This window comes from Bradyrhizobium sp. SOJA106, from assembly GCF_059448745.1.
Window position 1 is genome coordinate 7,924,787 of sequence record NZ_CM182549.1, and the last position, 21,234, is coordinate 7,946,020.

Genomic DNA, 21,234 nt, shown 5'->3' on the forward strand with positions numbered 1-21,234 from the left:
CGATAAAGACGGCACCACGGGTTCGCCGCTGTGCCATGATGCTGTGGCCGACCAAGCGTTCCGGTCGCGGTTACGAATAGTGAGCAGCCGTGCGACGATATCGTCCGGCGCAGAAATTCTGGGGTGCCCAGTTTTGGACTGAAATGGCGCGCCCCTGAGAATGCAATCACGAACTCATACACAATTGAAATTCCTCGTCATTTTGCAAGGCACCCAACGGCGCGATGGTCGTCGGCACCGGCTTTCCGCCCCAAAGCGCGCCTCGCAACTCCGCGCGCCATGACGGCTGCGGAATGCTAATATCGTCGAAGCCGCAAGACCGATGATTTCGCCGAGGCGATTGAAATGCGGTCGAGAAGATGCGCTCGAAGAGGCGCACTCAAGAAGAACGCCCGACCGTAGTTGCGGTTCGTCGGCTGGGACATGGAGGACGCTATGGCATGGCGTGACGACAAGGCCCGGGCAACTCTGATCCGCGAGGCAGCCGGAAGCGTGCAGCCGGGCAAGGCCCCCGCAAGCTTTGCCGAGCTTCTGTTCGCCTTCACCAATGTCGAGGATCTCGCCAGTCACGATGCCTCCTCACTTGCCTTCCTGGCCGAGCAAGCCTGGGAGCATGTGCAGCGGCGCACGGCAGGGCGTGCCGATATCCGCGTCGTCAATCCGCTGATGCCGGACGGGCGCGAGATCTCCGTGCTCGAAATCCTCAACGACAACATGCCCTTCCTGTTCGATTCCACCATGGCGGAGCTCACCGAGCAGGGTATCGAAGTCACCCTCGTCGCTCACCCCATCATCGCGGTGGAGCGCGATGACCAGGGCAGGCTCCTGCGCTTCTACGGCGAGGCACTGCCGGAAGGGGCAAAGGGCGCTCGAGAGAGCCTGATACACCTCCACATCACCCGCCTGGACGCCGACGCGGACCGCGAGAGGCTGATTGACGGCCTCACCAGGACGTTGAGCGACGTGCGCGCCTGCGTCGCGGACTGGCGCGCCATGCGCGACCGCGTCGAGGACGCGGTCAAGACGTTCTCGTCCAATCCGCCGCCGCTGCCGATCGACGAGGTCGCCGAGGCCAACCAGTTCCTGCAATGGCTGTGCGCGGACAATTTCACCTTTCTCGGCGTGCGCGAATATCGCTTCTTGCCCGGCCGCGATGCGTCGGACGACGTCGCGACCGGCGAGGGCCTCGGCATCCTCCGCGATCCCGACGTGAAGGTCCTGCGCCGCGGCAGCGAAATGGTGGTGATGACGTCGGAGATTCGCGAGTTCATGCGCGAGCCGACCCTGCTCATCGTCATCAAGGCCAATGTGAGCAGCCGCGTTCATCGCCGCATCCGGATGGATTATGTCGGCATCAAGCTCTATACGCCCGACGGCCGGCTCGAGGGTGAATTGCGAGTCGTCGGCCTGTTCACCTCGGGTGCCTATACGCGCTCGGCACGACAGATCCCCTATGTTCGCCACAAGGTATCGCGGGTGCTCCAGCGCGCCGGCTTCGACCCGAACAGCCATTCCGGCAAGGCTCTCCAGCATATTCTCGAAGAATATCCGCGCGACGAGCTATTCCAGATCGACGTCGATACCCTCTTCGACTTCGTTATGGAGATCCTGATCCTCTATGAGCGTCCCCGCGTCCGGGCGCTGGCGCGGGTCGACAAGTTCGACCGCTTCGTTTCGATCCTCGTGTTCATTCCGCGCGACAAATACGACACCAACGTGCGCATGCGCGTCGGCACCTTCCTGTCGCAGCGCTACAAGGGGACACTGTCGGCCTCCTACGTGTCCTTCCCCGAAGGAGCATTGGCGCGCGTCCACTACATCATCGGACGCTATGAAGGTAAGACTCCCGCCGTCGAGCGCGCTACGCTGGAAGCCGGGATCAGCGCCATTGCCGCGACCTGGGCCGACAAGCTGAAGGCGGCGCTGGCTGCGTCTACCGACGGCATGCGGGCGCGCATGCTCGCAAATCGCTACGCTCAAGCCTTCAGCGGCGGCTATACCGAGGTTGCCACGGCAGAACAGGCAATCGCCGATATCGCCACCGTCGAGAAGCTCACGCCGGCCCGCCCGGTGACGATCTCGGTTCATCGCTTCGAGGAGGACGATCCCAGGCGCTTCGGGCTCAAGGTGTTTTCGGATGCCGCCCCGCTGTCGCTGTCCTACCGCGTGCCGGTGATCGAAAATCACGGCCTGCGCGTGGTCAACGAACGCACCTATCAGATCGTGCCCGGCAACAGACCCGAGCCGGTCTGGCTGCACGACATGACGATCGAGACCAGCGATGGCCTGCCGATCGAGATCAATCCGGACTTCAGCCATCGCCTGGAGGCCTCGATCATGGCTGTGGTCACGGATCGCGCCGAGTCCGACGGGTACAATGCCTTGATCCTGCGCACGGCCCTGGGCTGGCGGGAAGTCTCGACCATCCGGGCGCTGTCGCGCTATTTGCACCAGATCCGCGCACCGTTCACCCAGGACTATATGTGGGAGACCTTGCGCAAGAACGCCGCGATCACGGCCAACCTCGTCGCGCTGTTCCAGGCCCGCCGCGATCCGCGCCTCGTCCTGACCGATCGCGAGCGTTCGGCGCGCGAGATCACTCTCCTTGCCGAGATCCAGGAACAGCTCAAATCCGTCGCCTCGCTCGATGAAGACCGCATCCTGCGCCGTTTCACCAATCTGGTGCAGTCGACCATCCGCACCAATTTGTGGCAAGTCGGCCCGGACGGACATCCGCGCCCGGTGATCTCCTTCAAGTTCGACGCGCGCAAGATCGAGGATCTGCCCGCTCCCCGACCGCTCTACGAGATTTTCGTCTATTCACCGCGCGTCGAAGGCATTCACCTGCGCTTCGGCAAGGTTGCGCGCGGCGGCTTGCGCTGGTCCGACCGGCCGCAGGATTTCCGCACCGAGATCCTCGGCCTCGTGAAAGCGCAGCAAGTCAAGAACGCCGTGATCGTGCCGGTCGGCGCCAAGGGCGGCTTCGTGCCCAAGCGCCTGCCGCCGCCCTCCGATCGCGAGGCGTGGCTCGCGGAGGGCACCGAAGCCTATCGCATCTTCGTGCGTTCCCTGCTCGAACTCACCGACAATCTCGACGGCGACATCGTGGTGCCACCCGACTTGACCGTGCGGAATGACGGCGACGATCCCTATCTGGTCGTCGCCGCCGACAAGGGCACCGCCACCTTCTCCGACATCGCCAACGCGATCTCGGCCGAGAAGAACCATTGGCTCGGCGATGCCTTCGCCTCCGGCGGCAGCCAGGGCTACGACCACAAGAAGATGGGGATCACGGCGCGCGGCGCCTGGGAGGCGGTCAAGCGCCACTTCCGCGAGCTCGGCACCGACATTCAGACCATGCCTTTCACCGTGGTCGGCGTCGGCGACATGTCCGGCGACGTCTTCGGCAACGGCATGCTGCTCTCGCCGGCGACGAAGCTCGTTGCGGCGTTCGATCACCGCGACATCTTCATCGATCCCTCGCCCGATCCGGCGATCAGCTTCAGCGAACGCAAGCGCCTGTTCGACCTGCCGCGATCGAGCTGGCAGGATTACGACAAATCGCTGATCTCGCAGGGCGGCGGCGTGTTCTCGCGCGCGCTCAAGGCGATCCCGCTCGCGCCGGAAGTACGCAGCCTGCTCGATCTCGACAAGGAGCAGGCAACGCCCTTCGAGGTGATGACGGCGATCCTGAAGGCGCGCGCCGACCTCTTGTGGTTCGGCGGCATCGGCACTTACATCCGGGCGTCGACGGAGAGCGATGATCAGGCCGGCGACCGCGCCAACGATCCGATCCGCATCACCGGGACCGAGGTTCGCGCAAGGGTGATCGGCGAAGGCGCCAATCTCGGCGTCACCCAGCGCGGCCGCATCGAAGCGGCGCAGAAGGGCGTCAAGCTCAACACCGACGCGATCGACAATTCGGCCGGCGTGAACACATCCGACGTCGAGGTCAACATCAAGATCGCATTGGCGCGCCCTGAGCGCGAGGGACGCCTCAGCCCGGCTGACCGCAACACCCTGCTTGCCGCGATGACCGACGAAGTCGGGGCGCTGGTCCTGCGCAACAACTATCTGCAGACGCTGGCGCTCTCGCTCGCCGAACGCAAGGGCATGGCCGAGACGGGCTTCCTCACGCGCCTGATGCAGTCGCTCGAGCAGCGCAGCCTGCTCAGCCGCGCCGTCGAATTCCTGCCTGACGACGCCGCGATCGCCGAACGGACGAGGCGCGGGCAGTCCCTGACACGGCCCGAGCTCGCCGTGCTGCTCGCCTACGCCAAGCTGACGCTCTACAGTGACCTGCTCGAAACCGGCGTGCCTGACGATCCTTATCTCGCCCGCAGGCTGTCCCAGTATTTTCCGCGCGAGGTTCTCGACAAATTCCCGGCCGCGGTCGAGCACCATCGACTCCGACGCGAGATCATCGCGACCAGTCTCGTCAATGCCGTGATCAACCGCGGGGGCCCGGCATGTATCGTGCGCCTGACCGACGAGACCGACGCCGATATCTCGATCATCGTCATGGCCCAGGTGGCGGTGGACGCGATCTACGAGCTCAGGCGACTCAATGACGCGATCGACGCGCTCGACAACCGAATCGACGGGCAGTTGCAGCTCAGCCTCTACGCGGCGGTCCAGGACCTCCTGCTTTCCCGCATGGTCTGGTATGTGCGCAATGTCGATTTCAGGGATGGCTTGAGCGCCGTCATTGCCCGGTTTGGCCCTGCCGTCCGCGAGATCGCGGCCTCGCTCGACAATGCCCTGCCAGCGGACTTGCAGGCCGCACGCAGCAAGCGCCGCCAGGACCTGATCGATGCCGGCGTCCCGTCCGACCTTGCCGGCGACCTGGCCGATCTCGATGCTCTGGTCCCGGCGCCTGACATCGTGACGGTCGCCGAGCGCACCAGCCGCAGCATCGGTGATGCCGCCGCGACGTTCTATGCCGCCGAGGCCAATTTTCGTCTCGACCGCATCACCGCGGCCGCGCGCAAAGTGCCGGCCGGCGATCATTTCGAGCGTCTCGCCATCGACCGCGCCATCGACCTGATCGCCGCTGCCGAAAGACGCCTGGCCGCGGACATGCTGACGATCGGCCAATCCGGTCAGCAGGCTGCGGAGACATGGCTTGCTGCTCATCCCGAGGCGACACGCATCCGCCGTGCGGTCGAGGAGATTGCCGCCGGCGGCCTGACGCTCGCCAAGCTGGTGGTGGCGGCGAACCTGCTGGGGGATCTGGTCAAAGCCTGAGGGCGTGCGAGACGGCGATGCAAGACGTGCAATGCTAAAGCGCGATCCGGAAAAGTGCGCCGCGCCTTTCCGAAAAGATCATGCTCAAACAACAACCTAAAGCGCGATGACGATTCCTCCTGATCCCATCGCGCTTTAGCGCAGGACGGGGGAACCAATGATCCACGCCACTTGCCACACCGCCGACAATGTCCGCTGCATCGAGTTCGATGCCACGCCGTGGTTCAGCGAGGCGGATGATCCGAGCATTATCGATTTGGCCCAGCGAGGATGGACCAGCACGGCGATTGCAGAGTCCCTCGAGCACCGACGAGGATACGAAGGCTTGCACGATCTCGTCGAGTACGCGGCGAAGCGACTGCAATCGGAGTCCCTGGAGGACCCGACCTGGGAAACCTTCGCGTGCGTCGTCGATGGACCTGAGGCCGTCGCCTGGCTCAAGCAGAACCGGCCCAACGTCGCGGCAAGAATCCCGTAAGCCACGGAAAGCGCAGCAAAGGCCACCATTGATTGGCGGTGTAGCAAGCGAAAGCGGAAAATGGCGCGCCCGGAACGATTCGAACGTCCGACCCTCAGATTCGTAGTCTGATGCTCTATCCAGCTGAGCTACGGGCGCGTTTTTCGCGAACGGTGCGGGCAGGACCCGCAGGCAGCCTCCGGACAGCGCCGGAGGGGTGCGAAAGAGCGCTCTGACTAGCCGCTCTTGTCCCGATTGGCAAGGTCCGGGATGGGGAGATTTTGCAGGGAGATGACGATCTCCACCTGGTCGTTCCGGGGCTCGCGCAACGAGAACCCGGAATCTCGAGCCTGAAACCTCGGGATTCCGGGTTCGGCGCTTTGCGCCGCCCCGGAATGACATCCAGCTCGGCCTCTGGCCGAGTTACGCCCGCTGCCGCTCGTTGCGAATGGAGAGGAGTTCCACGGGACGGTCGGGGATGACGATGCGGAAGGTGGCGCCGATCGTGCCTTCCACCAGGTGAATGTCGCCGCCATGGGCGCGGACCAGCTCGGCGGCGATTGCCAAACCAAGGCCGCTGCCGCCAGGGCGGCCGGAGGTCTGGAACGCCTCGAACAGGTGCTCCTTCGTCTTCTGCGGCACGCCTGGACCGGTATCGGAGACCTCCAGGATTGCGACGGCGCCTTCGCGCTTTCCCGTGATCCGGATCTGTTGCACGCCGCCATCGCCCGAGGAATGGCTCTCCAGCGCCTGGGCGGCGTTGCGGACGAGGTTGAGCAGAACGCGGAACAGTTGATCGGGATCGGCATCGACGGCGAGCCCGCGCTCGATCGCGGCGACCCAGGCGATCGAGGCGTCGTTGGCAAGCCCTGCCGTCTCGCGCACCTCGAGCACCACCGGCTCGATCAGGATCATGCGGCGGTCGGGCGCGGCCTCCTGGGCGCGGCCATAAGAAAGCGTCGACTGGCAGAACGCGATAGCGCGCTCGAGCGAGCGCACCAGTTTGGGCGCAAAGCGCTGCACCCGGGGATCGGGCACGCTGGCGAGCTGGTCGGAGAGCAGCTGCGCGGAGGCAAGCAGATTGCGCAGATCGTGGTTGATCTTGGAGACGGCGAGGCCGAGCGCGGCAAGCCGGCTCTTCTGATTCAGCATCGACATCAGATCGCGCTGCATGTCGGACAATTCGCGCTCGGCGACGCCGATCTCGTCACTGCGCTGGCTCGGCACGATGATGCGGGCCGAGCTTTCCGGATTCTCGTGGAAGCCGACCAGGCTCGCGGTCAGCCGCCGCATCGGCCGTACGAACAGATAATGCAGCGCCAGATAGACGAGGCCCGCGGTGAGCACGCCGATGATAAGCGCCACCACCACGACGTTGCGGGAGAAGCGGTACATCGACTGCCGCAGCGGCAATTCGTCGGTCACGATCTCGACGAACTGGGCATTGCCGACGCCGGGCCCGACGATGCGGATCGGCTGGTTGCCGGTCTCCAGCATCATCTGGAACGAGCCGGTGATCGCCTCCCACACGCTCATGTCGCGCAGGTCGACGTCATGCTCGATCGTGGCAGGAAGATTGTCGCTGGCGAGCAGGCGGCGCTGCTGGCCCATCTTGATGGCGACGGCGCGGGCATTGATGCTCTTGAGGATCTCGCGCGAGAGCGAATCGGGGACCATGCCGAGCGGGGCCGCATCCAGCACCAGCGCCGCCGTATTCGCCGCGGCGACGCGATCGTTGAGGCGGTTGACCCAGAAGTTGGCGATGGCGGGCACGTAGAGCAGGATGGCCGCGATCATCACCAGGGGCACGGTGAGCAGCAGCAGCTTGCCCGACAGCCCAAGCCCGTCGGGTCCCCGCGGCCGCGCCGCCGCCGGGTCCCGCTGATCCGCATCCTGGATCGGCTGGAGGTCTGTCGCTGCCACGAAATTCGTCCTCGCTGCCTTGCCCGGTGAACGACTTGCTTGGTGAACGATCTGGCTGAGGAAGGATGCGGTCCGCCCCCGGCCCGGTCAAATTACAGATCGCTAATCTGCCGATGTGGGATCTAATCACGGACGTGGCGAGTCGCTACCTCAAGGGTTAAAAACCCCGCACAAACAGCGATATTCACCGGAACAGCGCGCTCTTGCGGCGTTGACGAAAACAAGACGCTCCCTTATAAGCCGCGCGAATTGTCCGCGATGACCCGGTGTGACGCCGGGAGCGGCTCTCTTGGGGCCGAAAAGGGCCCGTTTTGGGCCGCATCTTCCGGACTTTACCATCAATTCTACAGGCAAATTGCCCGGTCAGCGGAGAAAAACCCGTGAAGCGGACTTATCAACCCAGCAAACTGGTGCGCAAGCGCCGTCACGGTTTCCGTGCCCGTCTCGCCACTGCCGGCGGCCGCAAGGTCCTCGCCGCCCGCCGCGCCCGCGGCCGCAAGCGTCTGAGCGCCTGAGCCGGACCCCCATTTTGGGATTTCATCATGGATCGGCTGAGGCAGCGGGCGGATTTCCTCGCCGTTGCCAATGGCGCGCGGGTGAATAGTCCCGCGTTCGTCCTGCAAAGCCGCCGCCGCGACGACCTTGGCCCTGTCAGGATCGGCTTCACCGTCAGCAAAAAGAACGGCAACGCCCCCGAGCGCAATCGCATCCGGCGCCGGCTTCGCGAATTGGTGAAGCGGCTCGATCCGCTGTCGATGCAGCCCCATCATGATTATGTACTGGTCGGCCGAAGGGACGCGCTCTCGCGCGACTTCGCCACCATGCTCGACGATCTGCGCATAGCCTTCTCGAAGCCCGCGCGGCATACGGCCAAAGGCCCCTCGAAGGGACGCGGCCCGAGGCCAGGCGCCAGCGCGCCAGCCAGCCGCAAACCGGATTGATGACGAGACAATAGAGATGACCGACAATCGCAATACCATCCTCGCCGTCATTCTGTCGGGCCTCGTCCTGATCGCCTGGCAATATTTCTACAACGTGCCGCAGATGGAGAAGCAGCGCGCCCAGCAGCAGGCGCAGGCCGAGCTCCAGAAGAACACGCCGCAGCCGACCGCCTCGGCGACGCCAGGTGGCGCGCCGGCAACGCCGGGTTCGACGCCGCAGGCCGGCAATGCGCCCGCGCCCGCCGCGACGCCTGGCAACCAGCAGGCCCAGCCGGTCGTTGCCCGCAGCGCCGCGATCGAAGCCAGCCCGCGCGTCAAGATCGACACGCCGCGCCTCTCCGGCAGCGTCTCGCTGAAGGGCGGCCGCATCGACGACCTCGCGCTGGTGCAATATCGCGAGACGGTCGACCCGAAATCGCCGCCGATCATCCTCTATTCGCCCTCGGGCACGGCTGAACCCTATTACGCCGAATTCGGCTGGGTGGCCGCAACCGGCGTGACCGCCAAGATGCCGGATGCGCAGACCATCTGGCGGCAGGACGGCAGCGGCAGCCTGACGCCGACGACGCCGGTGGTGCTGAAATGGGACAATGGCGAGGGCCTCACTTTCCGCCGCACCATCTCGGTCGACGACCATTATCTCTTCACCATCAAGGACGAGGTGAGCAATGTCGGCAACGCGCCGGTTACGCTCTATCCGTTCGCGCTGATCTCGCGCCACGGCACGCCGCAGGTCTCGGGCTATTACATCCTGCATGAAGGCCTGATCGGCTATCTCGACGGCCTGCAGGAATACGCCTACAAGAAAATCGACGAAGCCAAGTCGGTGAACTTCAAGGCCACCAATGGCTGGCTCGGCATTACCGACAAGTACTGGGCTTCGGCGCTGCTGCCGGACACCAATGCGCAGCTGCAGGCGCGCTTCTCGTCGAACCCGACCGGCAATGTCCACACCTACCAGACCGACTATCTGCTCGATCCCGTCACCGTCGCGATCGGCGGCACAGCCACCGCGAACGCGCGGCTGTTCGCGGGCGCCAAGGAAGCCGGCGTCGTCGGCGTGTTCCCGTTCGCCGGCCTCGGCGGCTACAACAAGGAGCTCGGGCTCAACCATTTCGACCTGTTGATCGACTGGGGCTGGTTCTACTTCATCACCAAGCCGATGTTCCTCGGCCTCGACTTCTTCTACCGCTTCTTCGGCAATTTCGGCATCTCGATCCTGCTCGTGACCGTGATCGTGAAGCTGTTGTTCTTCCCGCTGGCGAACAAGTCCTACGCCTCGATGGCAAAGATGAAGTCGATCCAGCCGCAGCTGCAGGCGCTCAAGGAGCGCTACCCCGACGACAAGGTGAAGCAGCAGCAGGAGATGATGGAGATCTACCGCAAGGAGAAGATCAACCCGGTCGCCGGCTGTCTTCCCGTGGTGATCCAGATCCCGGTGTTCTTCTCGCTCTACAAGGTGCTGTTTGTCACCATCGAAATGCGGCACGCGCCGTTCTACGGCTGGATCAAGGACCTTTCGGCGCCGGATCCGACCAACCTCTTCAATCTGTTCGGGCTGATCCCGTTCGATCCGACCACGATCCCGGTGTTCGGCCATTACCTCGCGCTCGGCATCTGGCCGATCATCATGGGCATCACGATGTGGTTCCAGATGAAGCTGAACCCGACGCCTCCCGATCCGACGCAGCAGATCATCTTCAACTGGATGCCGCTGATCTTCACCTTCATGCTGGCGGGCTTCCCGGCGGGCCTCGTGATCTACTGGGCCTGGAACAATTTGCTCTCGGTGCTCCAGCAGAGCTTCATCATGCGCCGCAACGGCGTGAAGGTGGAGTTATTCGACAATCTCAAGGCGACGTTCGCGAGGAAGGCGACGTAGGTCCCTCTCACACAGTCATTCCGGGATGGTGCGAAGCACCAGACCCGGAATCTCGAGATTCTCAGGCGCGCAATTGCGCACCGGAGTTCGATGCTGCGCATCGCCCCGGAATGACAGGAAGCAAAGAGCTTCGCATGACCGACGACAATGATGCGAAGCTGATCGAGGCCGGGCGAAAACTGTTCGCGCGCGACTGGCAGTTCATCTGGGCCTCGCCGTCGATCCAGACGTTGCCACCGATGGCGGGACTGGAGATCGCCTTTGCCGGGCGCTCCAATGTCGGCAAGTCCAGCCTGATCAATGCGCTCACTGGTCGCAACACGCTGGCCCGCACCTCGCATACGCCGGGCCGCACCCAGGAGCTGATCTTCTTCGAGGTCCCCGGGAAAAGCGATCTGCGCCTCGTCGACATGCCCGGCTACGGCTATGCCAAGGCACCGAAAAGCCAGGTCGCATCCTGGACCGAGCTGATCCACAAATTCCTGCTGGGTCGCGCCTCGCTCGCGCGCGTCTATGTGCTGATCGACGCGCGGCATGGGCTGAAGGACGTCGATCTCGAAGTGCTGAAGACGCTCGATCGCTCGGCGGTCAGCTATCAGATCGTGCTGACCAAGGCCGACCAGGTGAAGGCCTCCGAGCTAGAAGCGCGCATCGCCGAGACCGAGACTGCTCTCGCCAAACATCCGGCCGCGTTCCCGAGCGTGCTCGCGACCTCCTCGCGCAACTCGACCGGCATGGCCGAGTTGCGGGCCGCGATGGCGAAGCTGCTGGAAGAGCGGGCGTCGTGATGGTGGCGCACCGCCTCGCGATTGGGCTTGCCGGTTTGATGGGCGCCGCCGGCGTCGCGCTGGCCGCCGCCTCCGCTCACGGCGCGGATGCCAGCCGCCTCGCCTCCGCCAGTGCCATGCTGCTGTTTGAAGCGACTGCCATATTGGCCGTGATCGCCCTGCTCGCACGTGGGCTCCTGCATGGCGGAATCGGGCTCATTGCTGCATTCGGCTTCGTGATTGGCACCGCGCTTTTCGCGGGGGATCTGACCTTGCGGCAGTATGCCGGGCACTCGCTGTTTCCCATGGCCGCACCGACGGGCGGAACGGTGATGATTTTGGGTTGGCTCGCGGTGACGCTGGCTGCGGTGGTCGCGAGAAAGTAGGTCTCGTGCCCCGGACGCAGCGCAGCGCTTCAGCGGTGCGCTGCTGAGCCGGGGGCCCATGCCGCTTTCTGGGGCCCGGCTCAGCGGCGCGGCACTACGCGCCGCACCGCGTCCGGGACACGAGAGCGGCATGCCAGCAACGCTTTGCGCCGCGCCCGCCAATCGGATAGAACGCGCACCGACAGTCCCGCCAGCGAGATCCGCCCCATGACCGACATCTCTCCGCTCGACCAGGCCCGCATCCTGTCCGAAGCGCTGCCGCACATGCAGCAGTATGACGAGGAAACCATCGTCATCAAATATGGCGGTCATGCCATGGGCGACGAGGAGACCGCGAAGAATTTTGCCCGCGACATCGTGCTGCTGGAGCAGACCGCGATCAATCCGGTGGTCGTGCATGGCGGCGGACCGCAGATCGCGACCATGCTCAAGCGCCTCGGCATCGTCTCGGAATTCGCCGCCGGCCTGCGCATCACCGACAAGGCGACCATCGAGATCGTCGAGATGGTGCTGGCCGGCTCGGTCAACAAGCAGATCGTCGGCTACATCAACGAGGCCGGCGGCAAGGCCGTGGGCCTGTCGGGCAAGGACGGCAACATGGTGAAGGCGTCGAAGACGACGCGCACCATCATCGATCCGGACTCGCATATCGAGAAGGCGGTCGATCTCGGTTTCGTCGGCGACCCCGAGAAGGTCGACCTCACGCTGCTCAACCAGCTGATCGGCTACGAGCTGATTCCGGTGCTGGCGCCGCTCGCGACCTCGCAGGACGGCCAGACCTTGAACATCAACGCCGACACCTTTGCCGGTGCGGTCGCCGGCGCGCTGAAGGCAAAACGCCTCTTACTGCTCACCGACGTGCCCGGCGTGCTCGACAAGTCGAAGAAGCTGATCCCGCAGTTGTCGGTCAAAGACGCGCGAAAATTGATCGCCGACGGCACCATCTCCGGCGGCATGATCCCGAAGGTCGAGACCTGCATCTACGCGCTCGAGCAGGGCGTCGAGGGCGTCGTCATCATCGACGGCAAGATGCAGCACGCGGTGCTGCTCGAGCTCTTCACCAACCAGGGCACGGGCACGCTGATCCACAAGTGAAGAGCGAGCGGACAAAGAAAACCGTCATGGCCGGGCGTGTCCCGGCCATCCACGACCTTTCGTTCCGCGCCAAGAACGTGGATGCCCGGCACAAGGCCGGGCATGACGAGCGGAAGACGAGGCCACACCGCCGCTCCCCACTCACCCGCATCCTGATGACGCTGCCTGCCGCAGCCGTCTCGTTCTTCTTCTCCTCCGCGCCGGCTTTCGCCGACCTCAAGATCTGCAACCGCATGTCCTATGTGGTCGAGGCCGCGATCGGCATCGACGACAAGGCGGCGACCGCGACGCGTGGCTGGTTCAGGATCGATCCCGCCGCCTGCCGCGTGGTGGTGCAGGGCACGCTGACTACCGACCGCATTTTGCTCAACGCGCGCGCGCTCGGCGTCTATGGCGCCTCACCGATCCCGCAGAGCGGCAGCGACATGCTGTGCGTAGCGCAGGACAATTTCGTCATCGCCGCCGCGCGGCAGTGCCGCAGCGGCCAGACACAGGTCCCCTTCACGCAAGTGACGCCGACGCGCGGCGACGACGGCAATGCAGTCGCCTATCTCGCCGAGGATTCCGAATATGACGACGAGCAGGCGCGCCTTGCCGGCATCCAGCGCCTCCTGGTGATCATCGGCTACGACGTCGGCGCCATCGACGGCGTCGACGGGCCGAAGACGCAAGGAGCGCTCGCCGCATTCCTGAAGAGCCGCGGCCTGTCGTCCGACGCCGTATCGTCGCCCAATTTCTTCAAGACCATGGTCGATGCGACGCAGACGCCCTCGTCGAGCGGCCTGACATGGTGCAACGACACGCCGCACAAGGTGATGGCGGCGGTTGCGACCGACGACGGCAAGTCGGTGACGAGCCGCGGCTGGTACCGCATCGATCCCAAGACCTGCCTGCATCCCGACGTGACGGGCACGCCGAAGCGGATCTTCAGCTTTGCGGAAGCCCTCGATGCCGACAACCGTGTTATCAAGCTCAAGGATAAGCCGTTGAACTGGGGCGGCGACAAGCAGCTCTGCACGCGCGAGACCAAGTTCGAGACCGTTGAGCAGACCGATTGCGGCGCGCGGGGGTTTGCGGCGACGGGATTTGGCGCGGTGGACATGTCGAGCGGCGGCAAGACGCTGCGCTTTGCGATGCCGTGATGGTCTTGCTGTGATCAGGTCGTCGTCGCCACAACTACCCCGTCGTCCCTGCGAAAGCAGGGACCCATAGTCCTAGGGAACAGTGTGACCCACGATGGTAGTTGCCAGTCTTCGCCAAACTCGATCCCGTGGTTATGGGTTCCGGATCGGCGCTCCGCTTCGCTGCACTTGTCCGGGACGACAGCAGAGAATGCGGCTACGCTTGGCCGGAACGACGAGTTGAGAATGCCGACATGAAATCTCCCCGCACGTTCACCCATATCGACACCTGGGTGTTCGACCTCGACAACACGCTCTACCCGCATCACGTCAATCTGTGGCAGCAGGTCGATGCACGCATCGGCGAGTTCGTGTGCAACTGGCTGAACGTCGGCCCGGAGGAAGCGCGCAGGATCCAGAAGGATTATTATCTGCGCTTCGGCACCACCATGCGCGGCATGATGACCCTGCACGGCGTGCGTGCGGACGATTACCTCGCCTATGTGCACAAGATCGATCACTCTCCCCTGGAGCCGAATCCGCAGCTTGGCGAAGCCATCGCAAAGCTGCCGGGACGAAAACTGATCCTGACCAATGGCTCGGTCGACCATGTCGATGCCGTGCTGGCGCGGCTCGGCCTCGCCAGCCATTTCGACAGCGTGTTCGACATCATCGCGGCCGGCTTCGAGCCGAAGCCGGCACCGCAGACCTATCGGAAATTTCTGGCCGACCACGCCGTCGATCCGACCCGGGCGGCGATGTTCGAGGACCTCGCCCGCAATCTCACCGTTCCCCACGCGCTCGGCATGACCACCGTGCTGGTGGTGCCTGACGGCACCAAGGAAGTGGTGCGCGAGGATTGGGAGCTGGAGGGACGGGACGCAAACCATGTCGATCACGTCACGGATGATCTGACGGGATTTTTGGCGCGATTGTCCCACCCCCAATAGCCGTTATTCCCCGCGAAAGGGGGGTATCCAGTAATCACCGCCATCTCGGTTTATCACGACGGCCGCGGCGTACTGGATCACCCGCTTTCGCGGGTGATGACAGCGGGCCAAGCTTGACTCTCCCGGCCCAAATCCCGAAAAAGCGCCCCAATCCATCAAAATTCCCTGATCCGAAGAGGAAAGCCCGATGTCCCTGTCCGCCCTCGAATCCACCATCAACAGCGCCTTCGACGCGCGTGACGGCATCTCGACCTCGACCAAGGGCGAGGTACGCGAGGCCGTGGACCAGGCGCTGGAGACGCTGGACAAGGGCGAGGCGCGCGTTGCCGAGCGCGGCGCTGACGGCAAGTGGAAGGTCAATCAGTGGCTGAAGAAGGCGGTGCTGCTGTCCTTCCGCCTCAACGACATGGACGTGATTCCCGGCGGCCCGGGCAAGGCCAGCTGGTGGGACAAGGTGCCCTCGAAGTTCGAAGGCTGGGGCCCGAACCGTTTTCGCGATGCGGGCTTTCGCGCGGTGCCCGGCGCCGTCGTCCGCCGCTCGGCCTTCATCGCCAAGAACGTCGTGCTGATGCCGTCCTTCGTCAATCTCGGCGCTTACGTCGATGAGAGCACCATGGTCGACACCTGGGCGACCGTCGGCTCCTGCGCGCAGATCGGCAAGCGCGTGCACATCTCCGGCGGCGCCGGCATCGGCGGCGTGCTCGAGCCGCTCCAGGCCGAGCCCGTCATCATCGAGGACGACTGCTTCATCGGCGCGCGCAGCGAGGTTGCCGAAGGCGTGATCGTGCGCAAGGGCGCGGTGCTGGCGATGGGCGTGTTCCTGGGCGCCTCGACCAAGATCGTCGACCGCGAGACCGGCGAGGTCTTCATGGGCGAAGTGCCGGAATATTCGGTGGTGGTGCCCGGCGCGCTGCCCGGCAAGCCGATGAAGAACGGCGAGATCGGTCCGAGCACCGCCTGCGCCGTGATCGTCAAGCGCGTCGACGAGCGCACGCGCTCGAAGACCAGCATCAACGAGCTGCTGCGGGATTAAGCGCGCCACGAACGTAAACCTATCACCGTCACCCTGAGGTGGCCGCCTCTTCGGGGGCCCTCGAAGGGCGACGGCCCGGCTGCCGGCTGCATCACGGCCGTTCATCCTCGAGGCTCCCGGCGCGATGCCTTGCATCGCGCCACTCTCACTCAGGCTGACGGGTTTAGTCTAGCCCACCCGGCGGCATGCATGTTAAGCGGAGCGCATGACAGATGCTCTCTCGATTGCCCGCGATCTCATTCGCTGCCCCTCGGTAACCCCTGAAGATGCCGGCGCGCTCGGCGTGCTTGAGAAAGTGCTGGGCACAGCGGGCTTCATTTGCCACCGCGTAACCTTCAGCGAGGAAGGCACCGCCGACGTCGACAATCTCTATGCGCGGATCGGCACAGACGGCCCGCACATCACCTTTGCCGGCCACACCGACGTGGTGCCGCCGGGTGACGAGAGCGCCTGGAGCGTCGGCGCGTTTTCCGGCGAGGTGAAGGACGGTTTTCTGCACGGCCGCGGCGCGGTCGACATGAAGGGCGGCATCGCCTGCTCGGTCGCAGCTGTCCTGGAGCATCTCGCCGCCAATGGGGGCAAGCCGCGCGCGGACGGGACGGGCTCGATTTCGTTCCTGATCACGGGTGACGAGGAAGACGTCTCCATCAACGGTACCATCAAGCTGCTCAAATGGGCCGCCGAGCGCGGCGAAAAATTCGATCATTGCGTGCTCGGGGAGCCCTCCAATGTCGAGACGCTCGGCGACACGATCAAGGTCGGCCGCCGCGGCTCGCAATCGGGCACACTTTACGTCGAAGGCGTGCAGGGCCACGTCGCCTATCCGCACCGCGCCTCCAATCCGGTGCCGGATATTTCCCGCTTGATCGTCGCGATCTCCGACGAGCCGCTCGACCATGGCAGCGCGCAATTCCAGGCCTCCAATCTCGAATTCACCTCAGTCGACGTCGGCAACAAGGCCTACAACGTCATCCCCGGCGAGGCCCGCGCCAAATTCAACATCCGCTACAACGACAACCACACCCAGGCGTCCTTGCGCGAGCTGGTCGAGACGCGGCTCGCCAAAGCCTGCGGCAACCGCATCAAGGCCCGCATCGTCTGGGAGCCGTCGAACTCCAACGTGTTCGTGACCAAGCCCGGCCCGTTCACCGATCTCGCGGTGTCGGCGATCGAGGAGGTGACGGGGCGCAAGCCGGAGCTGTCGACGAGCGGTGGGACGTCGGATGCGCGGTTCATCTCGAGCTATTGCCCGGTGATCGAGTTCGGGCTCGTGGGCCAGACCATGCACCAGATCGACGAGCGCGTGCCGGTGACGGATCTGGAGAAGCTGACGAAGGTGTATCGCGGGATTTTGGCGCGGTATTTTGGGTAGGCGCGGCTGTCGCCCAGCACACCACTGTCATCGCCCGCGAAGGCGCGCAATCCAGTATTCCAAAGGCAGCAGCGATAGAGTCGAGAGGCCGCGGCGTACTGGATGCCCCGCCTTCGCGGGGCAGGACACTGAGCGTGAAGCGGGAGCTCCCACCTCTTCAGTAGTCCACCCTCATCAAATAAAGCCCCTCGGGCGGGGCGACGATGCCGCAGGCGGCGCGATTGCGGGCTTTGAGCGCTGCGGAGAGGTCGTCCGCGGTCCAGCGGCCCTCGCCGACCCAGACCAGCGATCCCACCATCGAGCGGACCTGGCTATGCAGGAACGAGCGTGCCGACGTCACGATGGTGATCTCGCGGCCGTCGCGCAGCACGTCGAGCTGGTCGAGCGTCTTCTCCGGCGACTTGGCCTGGCACTCGGTGTCGCGGAAGGTGGTGAAATCGTGCTTGCCGAGCAGGCGCTGCGCTGCCGCATGCATCGCATCGGCATCGAGCCGGCGCGGCACCCGCCAAGCGTGGCCGACGTCGAGCGCGAGATTGGCGCGGGTGTTGATGACGCGATAGCGGTAGTGGCGCTTCACGGCCGAGAAGCGCGCCTCGAATGTATCAGGGACGATCTCCGCCTCGAGCACCGCGATCGGATGCGGGCGCAGATGCGCATTGAGCCCGTCGCGAAAGCGGCCCGGCGGAAACTGCTTCTCGACATCGACATGCGCGACCTGGCCGCGCGCATGCACACCGGCATCGGTTCGGCCGGCGCCGTGCACGCGCAAATCCGCGCCGGTCATCGCCTTCACGGCCGCTTCCAGCGCGCCCTGCACCGACGGCAGCGTGTCCTGGATCTGCCAGCCGAAGAACGGCGCGCCGTCATATTCGATGGTGAGCTTGTAGCGGGGCATCTCAATCCGGGTGGTGTCATCATCCGCGAAGGCGGATGATCCAGTACTCCGAGACATCTCTGCTCAGGCGAGAAGCCTCGGCGTACTGGATACCCCGCCTTCGCGGCGTATGACAGCCTTAGGTGAATTTGGCTCCCGCCCTCAGCGGCACACCGCGCAGGAAGTCCGCGGCCTGCATGCGGGCCTTGCCTTCGCGCTGCAGCTCGATGATGCGGATCGCGCCCTCCCCGCAGGCGATGGTGAGGAGGTCGTCGAGCACCTCGCCCGGCGCGCCCGAGCCTTTCGCCAGCTCGCAACGCAGGATCTTGACGCGCGCATTGTCGGCTAGGCCGTCAAGTTCGGTCCAGGCGCCGGGGAACGGGGACAGGCCGTGGATGTGGCGGAGCACCGCGCGCGCCGACTTCGTCCAGTCGATCCGCGCCTCGGCCTTGTCGATCTTGGCGGCATAGGTGACGCCGTCCTCGCTCTGCTTTTTGAGCTGGAGCCCGCCGCGTTCGAGCGCGGCCATGGTGCGGACCATCAGATCGGCGCCGAGACGGGAGAGGCGATCGTGCAGGTCGAGCGCGGTCATGGTGTCGGTGATCGGAAGCCTTTCGGCCATCGCGACGTCGCCGGTATCGAGGCCGACATCCATCTTCATCACCATCACGCCGCTTTCGGCGTCGCCGGCCATGATCGCGCGGTTGATCGGCGCGGCGCCGCGCCAGCGCGGCAGGAGCGAGGCGTGCAGATTGTAGCAGCCGAGCTTCGGCGCATCGAGTATCGCCTGCGGCAGGATCATGCCGTAGGCGACGACGACGGCTGCATCGGCGTCGAAGGCGCGAAATTCTTCCAGCGCTTCCGGTGTCCTCAACGTCTTCGGCGTCAGCACGGGCACGCCGAGCTTTCGCGCGGCTTCCTCGACCGGGGTCGGCTGCAGTTGCAAGCCGCGCCGCCCGCCCGGCTTCGGCGCGCGGGTGTAGACCGCCGCGATCTCGTGGCCGTGCGCGACCAGCTCGAGCAGCGTCGGCACGGAGAAATCGGGCGTGCCCATGAAGATGAGGCGGAGGGGCATGGGGAAACCTGCGAACGACGCAAATCCAGTGACGGGTCGTTCCGGGGCGGCTCGAAGAGCCGAACCCGGAATCTCGAGGTTCCGGGTTCGATGCTGCGCATCGCCCCGGAACGACGCAGAGCCCTACTCGCCCGCGCGCTTGGCGGCTTTCTCGAACTTCTTCATCACGCGGTCGCGCTTGAGCTTCGACAGATAATCGACGAACAGCACGCCGTTGAGATGGTCGATCTCGTGCTGGATGCAGGTGGCGTAGAGGCCTTCGGCATCCTCCTCGTGCACCTTGCCGTCGAGATCGGTGAAGCGCACGCGCACCTTCGCGGGGCGCTCGACCTCCTCGTAATATTCGGGGATCGACAGGCAGCCTTCTTCGTAGGTGGACAGCTCCTCGGAGGACGCGATGATCTCGGGGTTGATGAACACGCGCGGTTCCGGCTTGGTCTCGCCGTCCTGGTTGGGCTTGGCGAGGTCCATGGTGATCAGCCGCAGCGGCTGCGCGACCTGGATCGCCGCAAGCCCGATCCCGGGAGCGTCGTACATGGTCTCGAACATGTCGTCGGCAAGCTTGCGGATCTCCGGCGTGACCTTCTCGATCGGCTTGGAGACCAGTCGCAGCTGCTTGTCCGGCAGGATGATGATTTCTCGTAGGGCCATGTCGGCGATTTAAGCCGCGCGCCGGATGCGGTCAATGCGGCCAGGAACCCGGCTCACGCTCCACTCACGATAAAACTTCAGGTTTCGTTAACCATAAAATTTAGGGAGTTCTTTACCAAATACGTTCCCTCTTCGTTCGCGCCTCAATGCGAATCGGCTAGAAGGGCTGGCATGAACGAGATCATTTTCTTGGCTGGCGACTGGCCGGTGCGCACCATCGATGCGCTGATCGGCTTCGGCGCGCTGGTCCTCATCCTGCTGGTTGTGATTGCGGTCGTGATCGCGCGCTCGGGACGGCGCGGCGCGGAACTCGCCACGGCCCAGGCGATCCGGGCCGACGAGCTCGAGGAGCGCCTGGCCCAGGTGCTGCGCGCCCAGGCCGAGGCCTCCGGCCGGGTCGACGCCATGACCCAGGCGCTGGCCGGCCGCCAGGCCGAGATGGCCCGGGCGGTCAATGAGCGGCTGGATTCGGTGACCCACCGCGTCGGCCAGTCCATGGAACACTCGACCCGCAACACCATGGAGAGCCTGCGGGCGCTGCACGAGCGGCTCGGCATCATCGACAACGCGCACAAGAACCTCACCGACCTCACCACGCAGGTGACCACCTTGCGCGACGTGCTCGCCAACAAGCAGTCGCGCGGCGCCTTCGGCCAGGCGCGCATGGAGGCGATCGTCCAGGACGGTCTGCCGAAAGGGTCTTACGAGTTCCAGTTCACGCTTTCGACCGGCAAGCGCCCGGACTGCGTCGTGTTCCTGCCCGACCAGCGCCCGCTCTGCATCGACGCCAAATTCCCGCTGGAGGCGATGACGGCGCTGCACGATGCCCGCACCGACGAGGAGAAGCGCCTCGCCACGCAGCGGCTGCGCGGCGACGTGATGAAGCATGTCAGCGACATCGCGGAGAAATATCTCGTCGCCGGCGAGACCCAGGAGATGGCGCTGATGTTCGTGCCGTCGGAATCGGTCTACGCCGAGATCCATGACGGTTTCGACGACGTGATCCAGAAGGCCTATCGCGCCCGCGTGGTGCTGGTGTCGCCCTCGCTCCTGATGCTCGCGATCCAGGTGATGCAGCAGATCATGAAGGACGCACGCATGCGCGATGCCGCCGACCTGATCCAAACCGAGGTGATCAAGCTCGGCGACGATCTCGGCCGCCTGCGCGAGCGCGTGCTGAAGCTGCAGAAGCATTTCGCCGACGCCAACGAGGACGTCCGCCAGATCCTGATCTCCGCCGACAAGATCGAGAAGCGGGCGGGGCGAATCGAAGAGCTCGATTTCAGCAAGACCGACGCGCCGGAAAGCCCGCGGCTGGTGGCGACGGGCGCGGGCGAGCTGTTTCCGCGGAAGCTCCAGGCGGGGGAGTAGAATTGTAGTACATTGTCACGCCCCGCGAAGGCGGAGGCATCCAATACGTCGCAGCGATTGTGGTTGAACCGAGACGCTGGTGATTACTG

At 64.7% G+C, this 21,234-nt stretch carries 17 protein-coding genes and 1 tRNA gene; 13 read left to right on the forward strand and 5 right to left on the reverse strand.

Features of this window, described 5'->3' with window-relative positions; genetic code table 11:
* Positions 1 to 423 precede the first annotated feature (423 nt).
* Complete coding sequence (locus tag AC5V87_RS37450; protein ID WP_495369460.1) at positions 424 to 5,247, forward strand: NAD-glutamate dehydrogenase; 4,824 nt, start codon at positions 424 to 426, stop codon at positions 5,245 to 5,247.
* A 157-nt stretch (positions 5,248 to 5,404) separates the two neighbouring features.
* The gene (locus AC5V87_RS37455) at positions 5,405 to 5,725 is read left to right on the forward strand and encodes a hypothetical protein (protein ID WP_456842143.1); all 321 of its coding nucleotides are present in this window, start codon (positions 5,405 to 5,407) and stop codon (positions 5,723 to 5,725) included.
* A gap of 61 nt (positions 5,726 to 5,786) precedes the next feature.
* Here the strand turns inward: AC5V87_RS37455 and AC5V87_RS37460 are convergent.
* Both AC5V87_RS37460 and AC5V87_RS37465 read right to left on the reverse strand, forming a co-directional pair.
* Positions 5,787 to 5,863: transfer RNA gene (locus AC5V87_RS37460), tRNA-Arg, on the reverse strand.
* Positions 5,864 to 6,127: 264 nt separating this feature from the next.
* Positions 6,128 to 7,627 carry an ATP-binding protein gene (locus AC5V87_RS37465; RefSeq protein WP_456842142.1) on the reverse strand — a complete coding sequence of 500 codons (1,500 nt, stop codon included), beginning with the start codon at positions 7,625 to 7,627 and terminating at the stop codon, positions 6,128 to 6,130.
* A 380-nt stretch (positions 7,628 to 8,007) separates the two neighbouring features.
* Between AC5V87_RS37465 and rpmH the strand changes: the two genes are divergently transcribed.
* The 10 genes from rpmH (at position 8,008) to dapE (ending at position 17,174) form a co-directional block, all read left to right on the forward strand.
* Positions 8,008 to 8,142, forward strand: coding sequence for a 50S ribosomal protein L34 (gene rpmH, locus AC5V87_RS37470; RefSeq protein ID WP_008542748.1), 135 nt, complete (start codon positions 8,008 to 8,010; stop codon positions 8,140 to 8,142).
* A gap of 27 nt (positions 8,143 to 8,169) precedes the next feature.
* The gene (gene rnpA, locus AC5V87_RS37475; RefSeq protein WP_495369461.1) at positions 8,170 to 8,568 is read left to right on the forward strand and encodes a ribonuclease P protein component; all 399 of its coding nucleotides are present in this window, start codon (positions 8,170 to 8,172) and stop codon (positions 8,566 to 8,568) included.
* A 16-nt stretch (positions 8,569 to 8,584) separates the two neighbouring features.
* Positions 8,585 to 10,450, forward strand: a complete 1,866-nt coding sequence (gene yidC / locus AC5V87_RS37480; RefSeq protein ID WP_495369462.1) for a membrane protein insertase YidC — start codon at positions 8,585 to 8,587, stop codon at positions 10,448 to 10,450.
* 134 nt (positions 10,451 to 10,584) lie between these two features.
* On the forward strand, positions 10,585 to 11,238 hold the full coding sequence (gene yihA, locus AC5V87_RS37485) for a ribosome biogenesis GTP-binding protein YihA/YsxC (protein WP_495369463.1): 654 nt from the start codon (positions 10,585 to 10,587) through the stop codon (positions 11,236 to 11,238).
* Complete coding sequence (locus AC5V87_RS37490) at positions 11,238 to 11,603, forward strand: DUF423 domain-containing protein (RefSeq protein WP_495372009.1); 366 nt, start codon at positions 11,238 to 11,240, stop codon at positions 11,601 to 11,603. The genes yihA and AC5V87_RS37490 overlap by 1 nt, the downstream gene beginning before the upstream one ends.
* Before the next feature lie 207 nt (positions 11,604 to 11,810).
* Positions 11,811 to 12,698 (forward strand): acetylglutamate kinase, encoded by an 888-nt coding sequence (gene argB, locus AC5V87_RS37495; protein WP_235541610.1) that lies wholly within the window; start codon positions 11,811 to 11,813, stop codon positions 12,696 to 12,698.
* A gap of 155 nt (positions 12,699 to 12,853) precedes the next feature.
* Positions 12,854 to 13,840, forward strand: coding sequence for a DUF1036 domain-containing protein (locus AC5V87_RS37500; protein WP_495372010.1), 987 nt, complete (start codon positions 12,854 to 12,856; stop codon positions 13,838 to 13,840).
* 233 nt (positions 13,841 to 14,073) lie between these two features.
* Positions 14,074 to 14,769 carry a pyrimidine 5'-nucleotidase gene (locus AC5V87_RS37505; RefSeq protein WP_495369464.1) on the forward strand — a complete coding sequence of 232 codons (696 nt, stop codon included), beginning with the start codon at positions 14,074 to 14,076 and terminating at the stop codon, positions 14,767 to 14,769.
* A 187-nt stretch (positions 14,770 to 14,956) separates the two neighbouring features.
* On the forward strand, positions 14,957 to 15,802 hold the full coding sequence (gene dapD / locus AC5V87_RS37510; RefSeq protein WP_495369465.1) for a 2,3,4,5-tetrahydropyridine-2,6-dicarboxylate N-succinyltransferase: 846 nt from the start codon (positions 14,957 to 14,959) through the stop codon (positions 15,800 to 15,802).
* A 205-nt stretch (positions 15,803 to 16,007) separates the two neighbouring features.
* Positions 16,008 to 17,174 (forward strand): succinyl-diaminopimelate desuccinylase, encoded by a 1,167-nt coding sequence (gene dapE, locus AC5V87_RS37515; RefSeq protein ID WP_495369466.1) that lies wholly within the window; start codon positions 16,008 to 16,010, stop codon positions 17,172 to 17,174.
* Between the two features lie 157 nt (positions 17,175 to 17,331).
* On the opposite strand, the gene truA is transcribed toward dapE, so the two are convergent.
* From truA to def, 3 genes are all read right to left on the reverse strand, one after another.
* A complete protein-coding gene (gene truA, locus AC5V87_RS37520) occupies positions 17,332 to 18,069 on the reverse strand; it encodes a tRNA pseudouridine(38-40) synthase TruA (protein WP_495369467.1) in 738 nt (245 codons plus the stop codon).
* A 118-nt stretch (positions 18,070 to 18,187) separates the two neighbouring features.
* Positions 18,188 to 19,123, reverse strand: coding sequence for a methionyl-tRNA formyltransferase (gene fmt, locus AC5V87_RS37525; protein ID WP_456842135.1), 936 nt, complete (start codon positions 19,121 to 19,123; stop codon positions 18,188 to 18,190).
* A gap of 123 nt (positions 19,124 to 19,246) precedes the next feature.
* Positions 19,247 to 19,774: a peptide deformylase gene (gene def, locus AC5V87_RS37530; protein WP_456842134.1), complete on the reverse strand. Its 528-nt coding sequence runs from the start codon at positions 19,772 to 19,774 to the stop codon at positions 19,247 to 19,249.
* Between the two features lie 171 nt (positions 19,775 to 19,945).
* Here def and AC5V87_RS37535 point away from each other — a divergent pair, with 171 nt between their 5' ends.
* Positions 19,946 to 21,145 carry a DNA recombination protein RmuC gene (locus AC5V87_RS37535; protein WP_495369468.1) on the forward strand — a complete coding sequence of 400 codons (1,200 nt, stop codon included), beginning with the start codon at positions 19,946 to 19,948 and terminating at the stop codon, positions 21,143 to 21,145.
* Positions 21,146 to 21,234 lie beyond the last annotated feature (89 nt).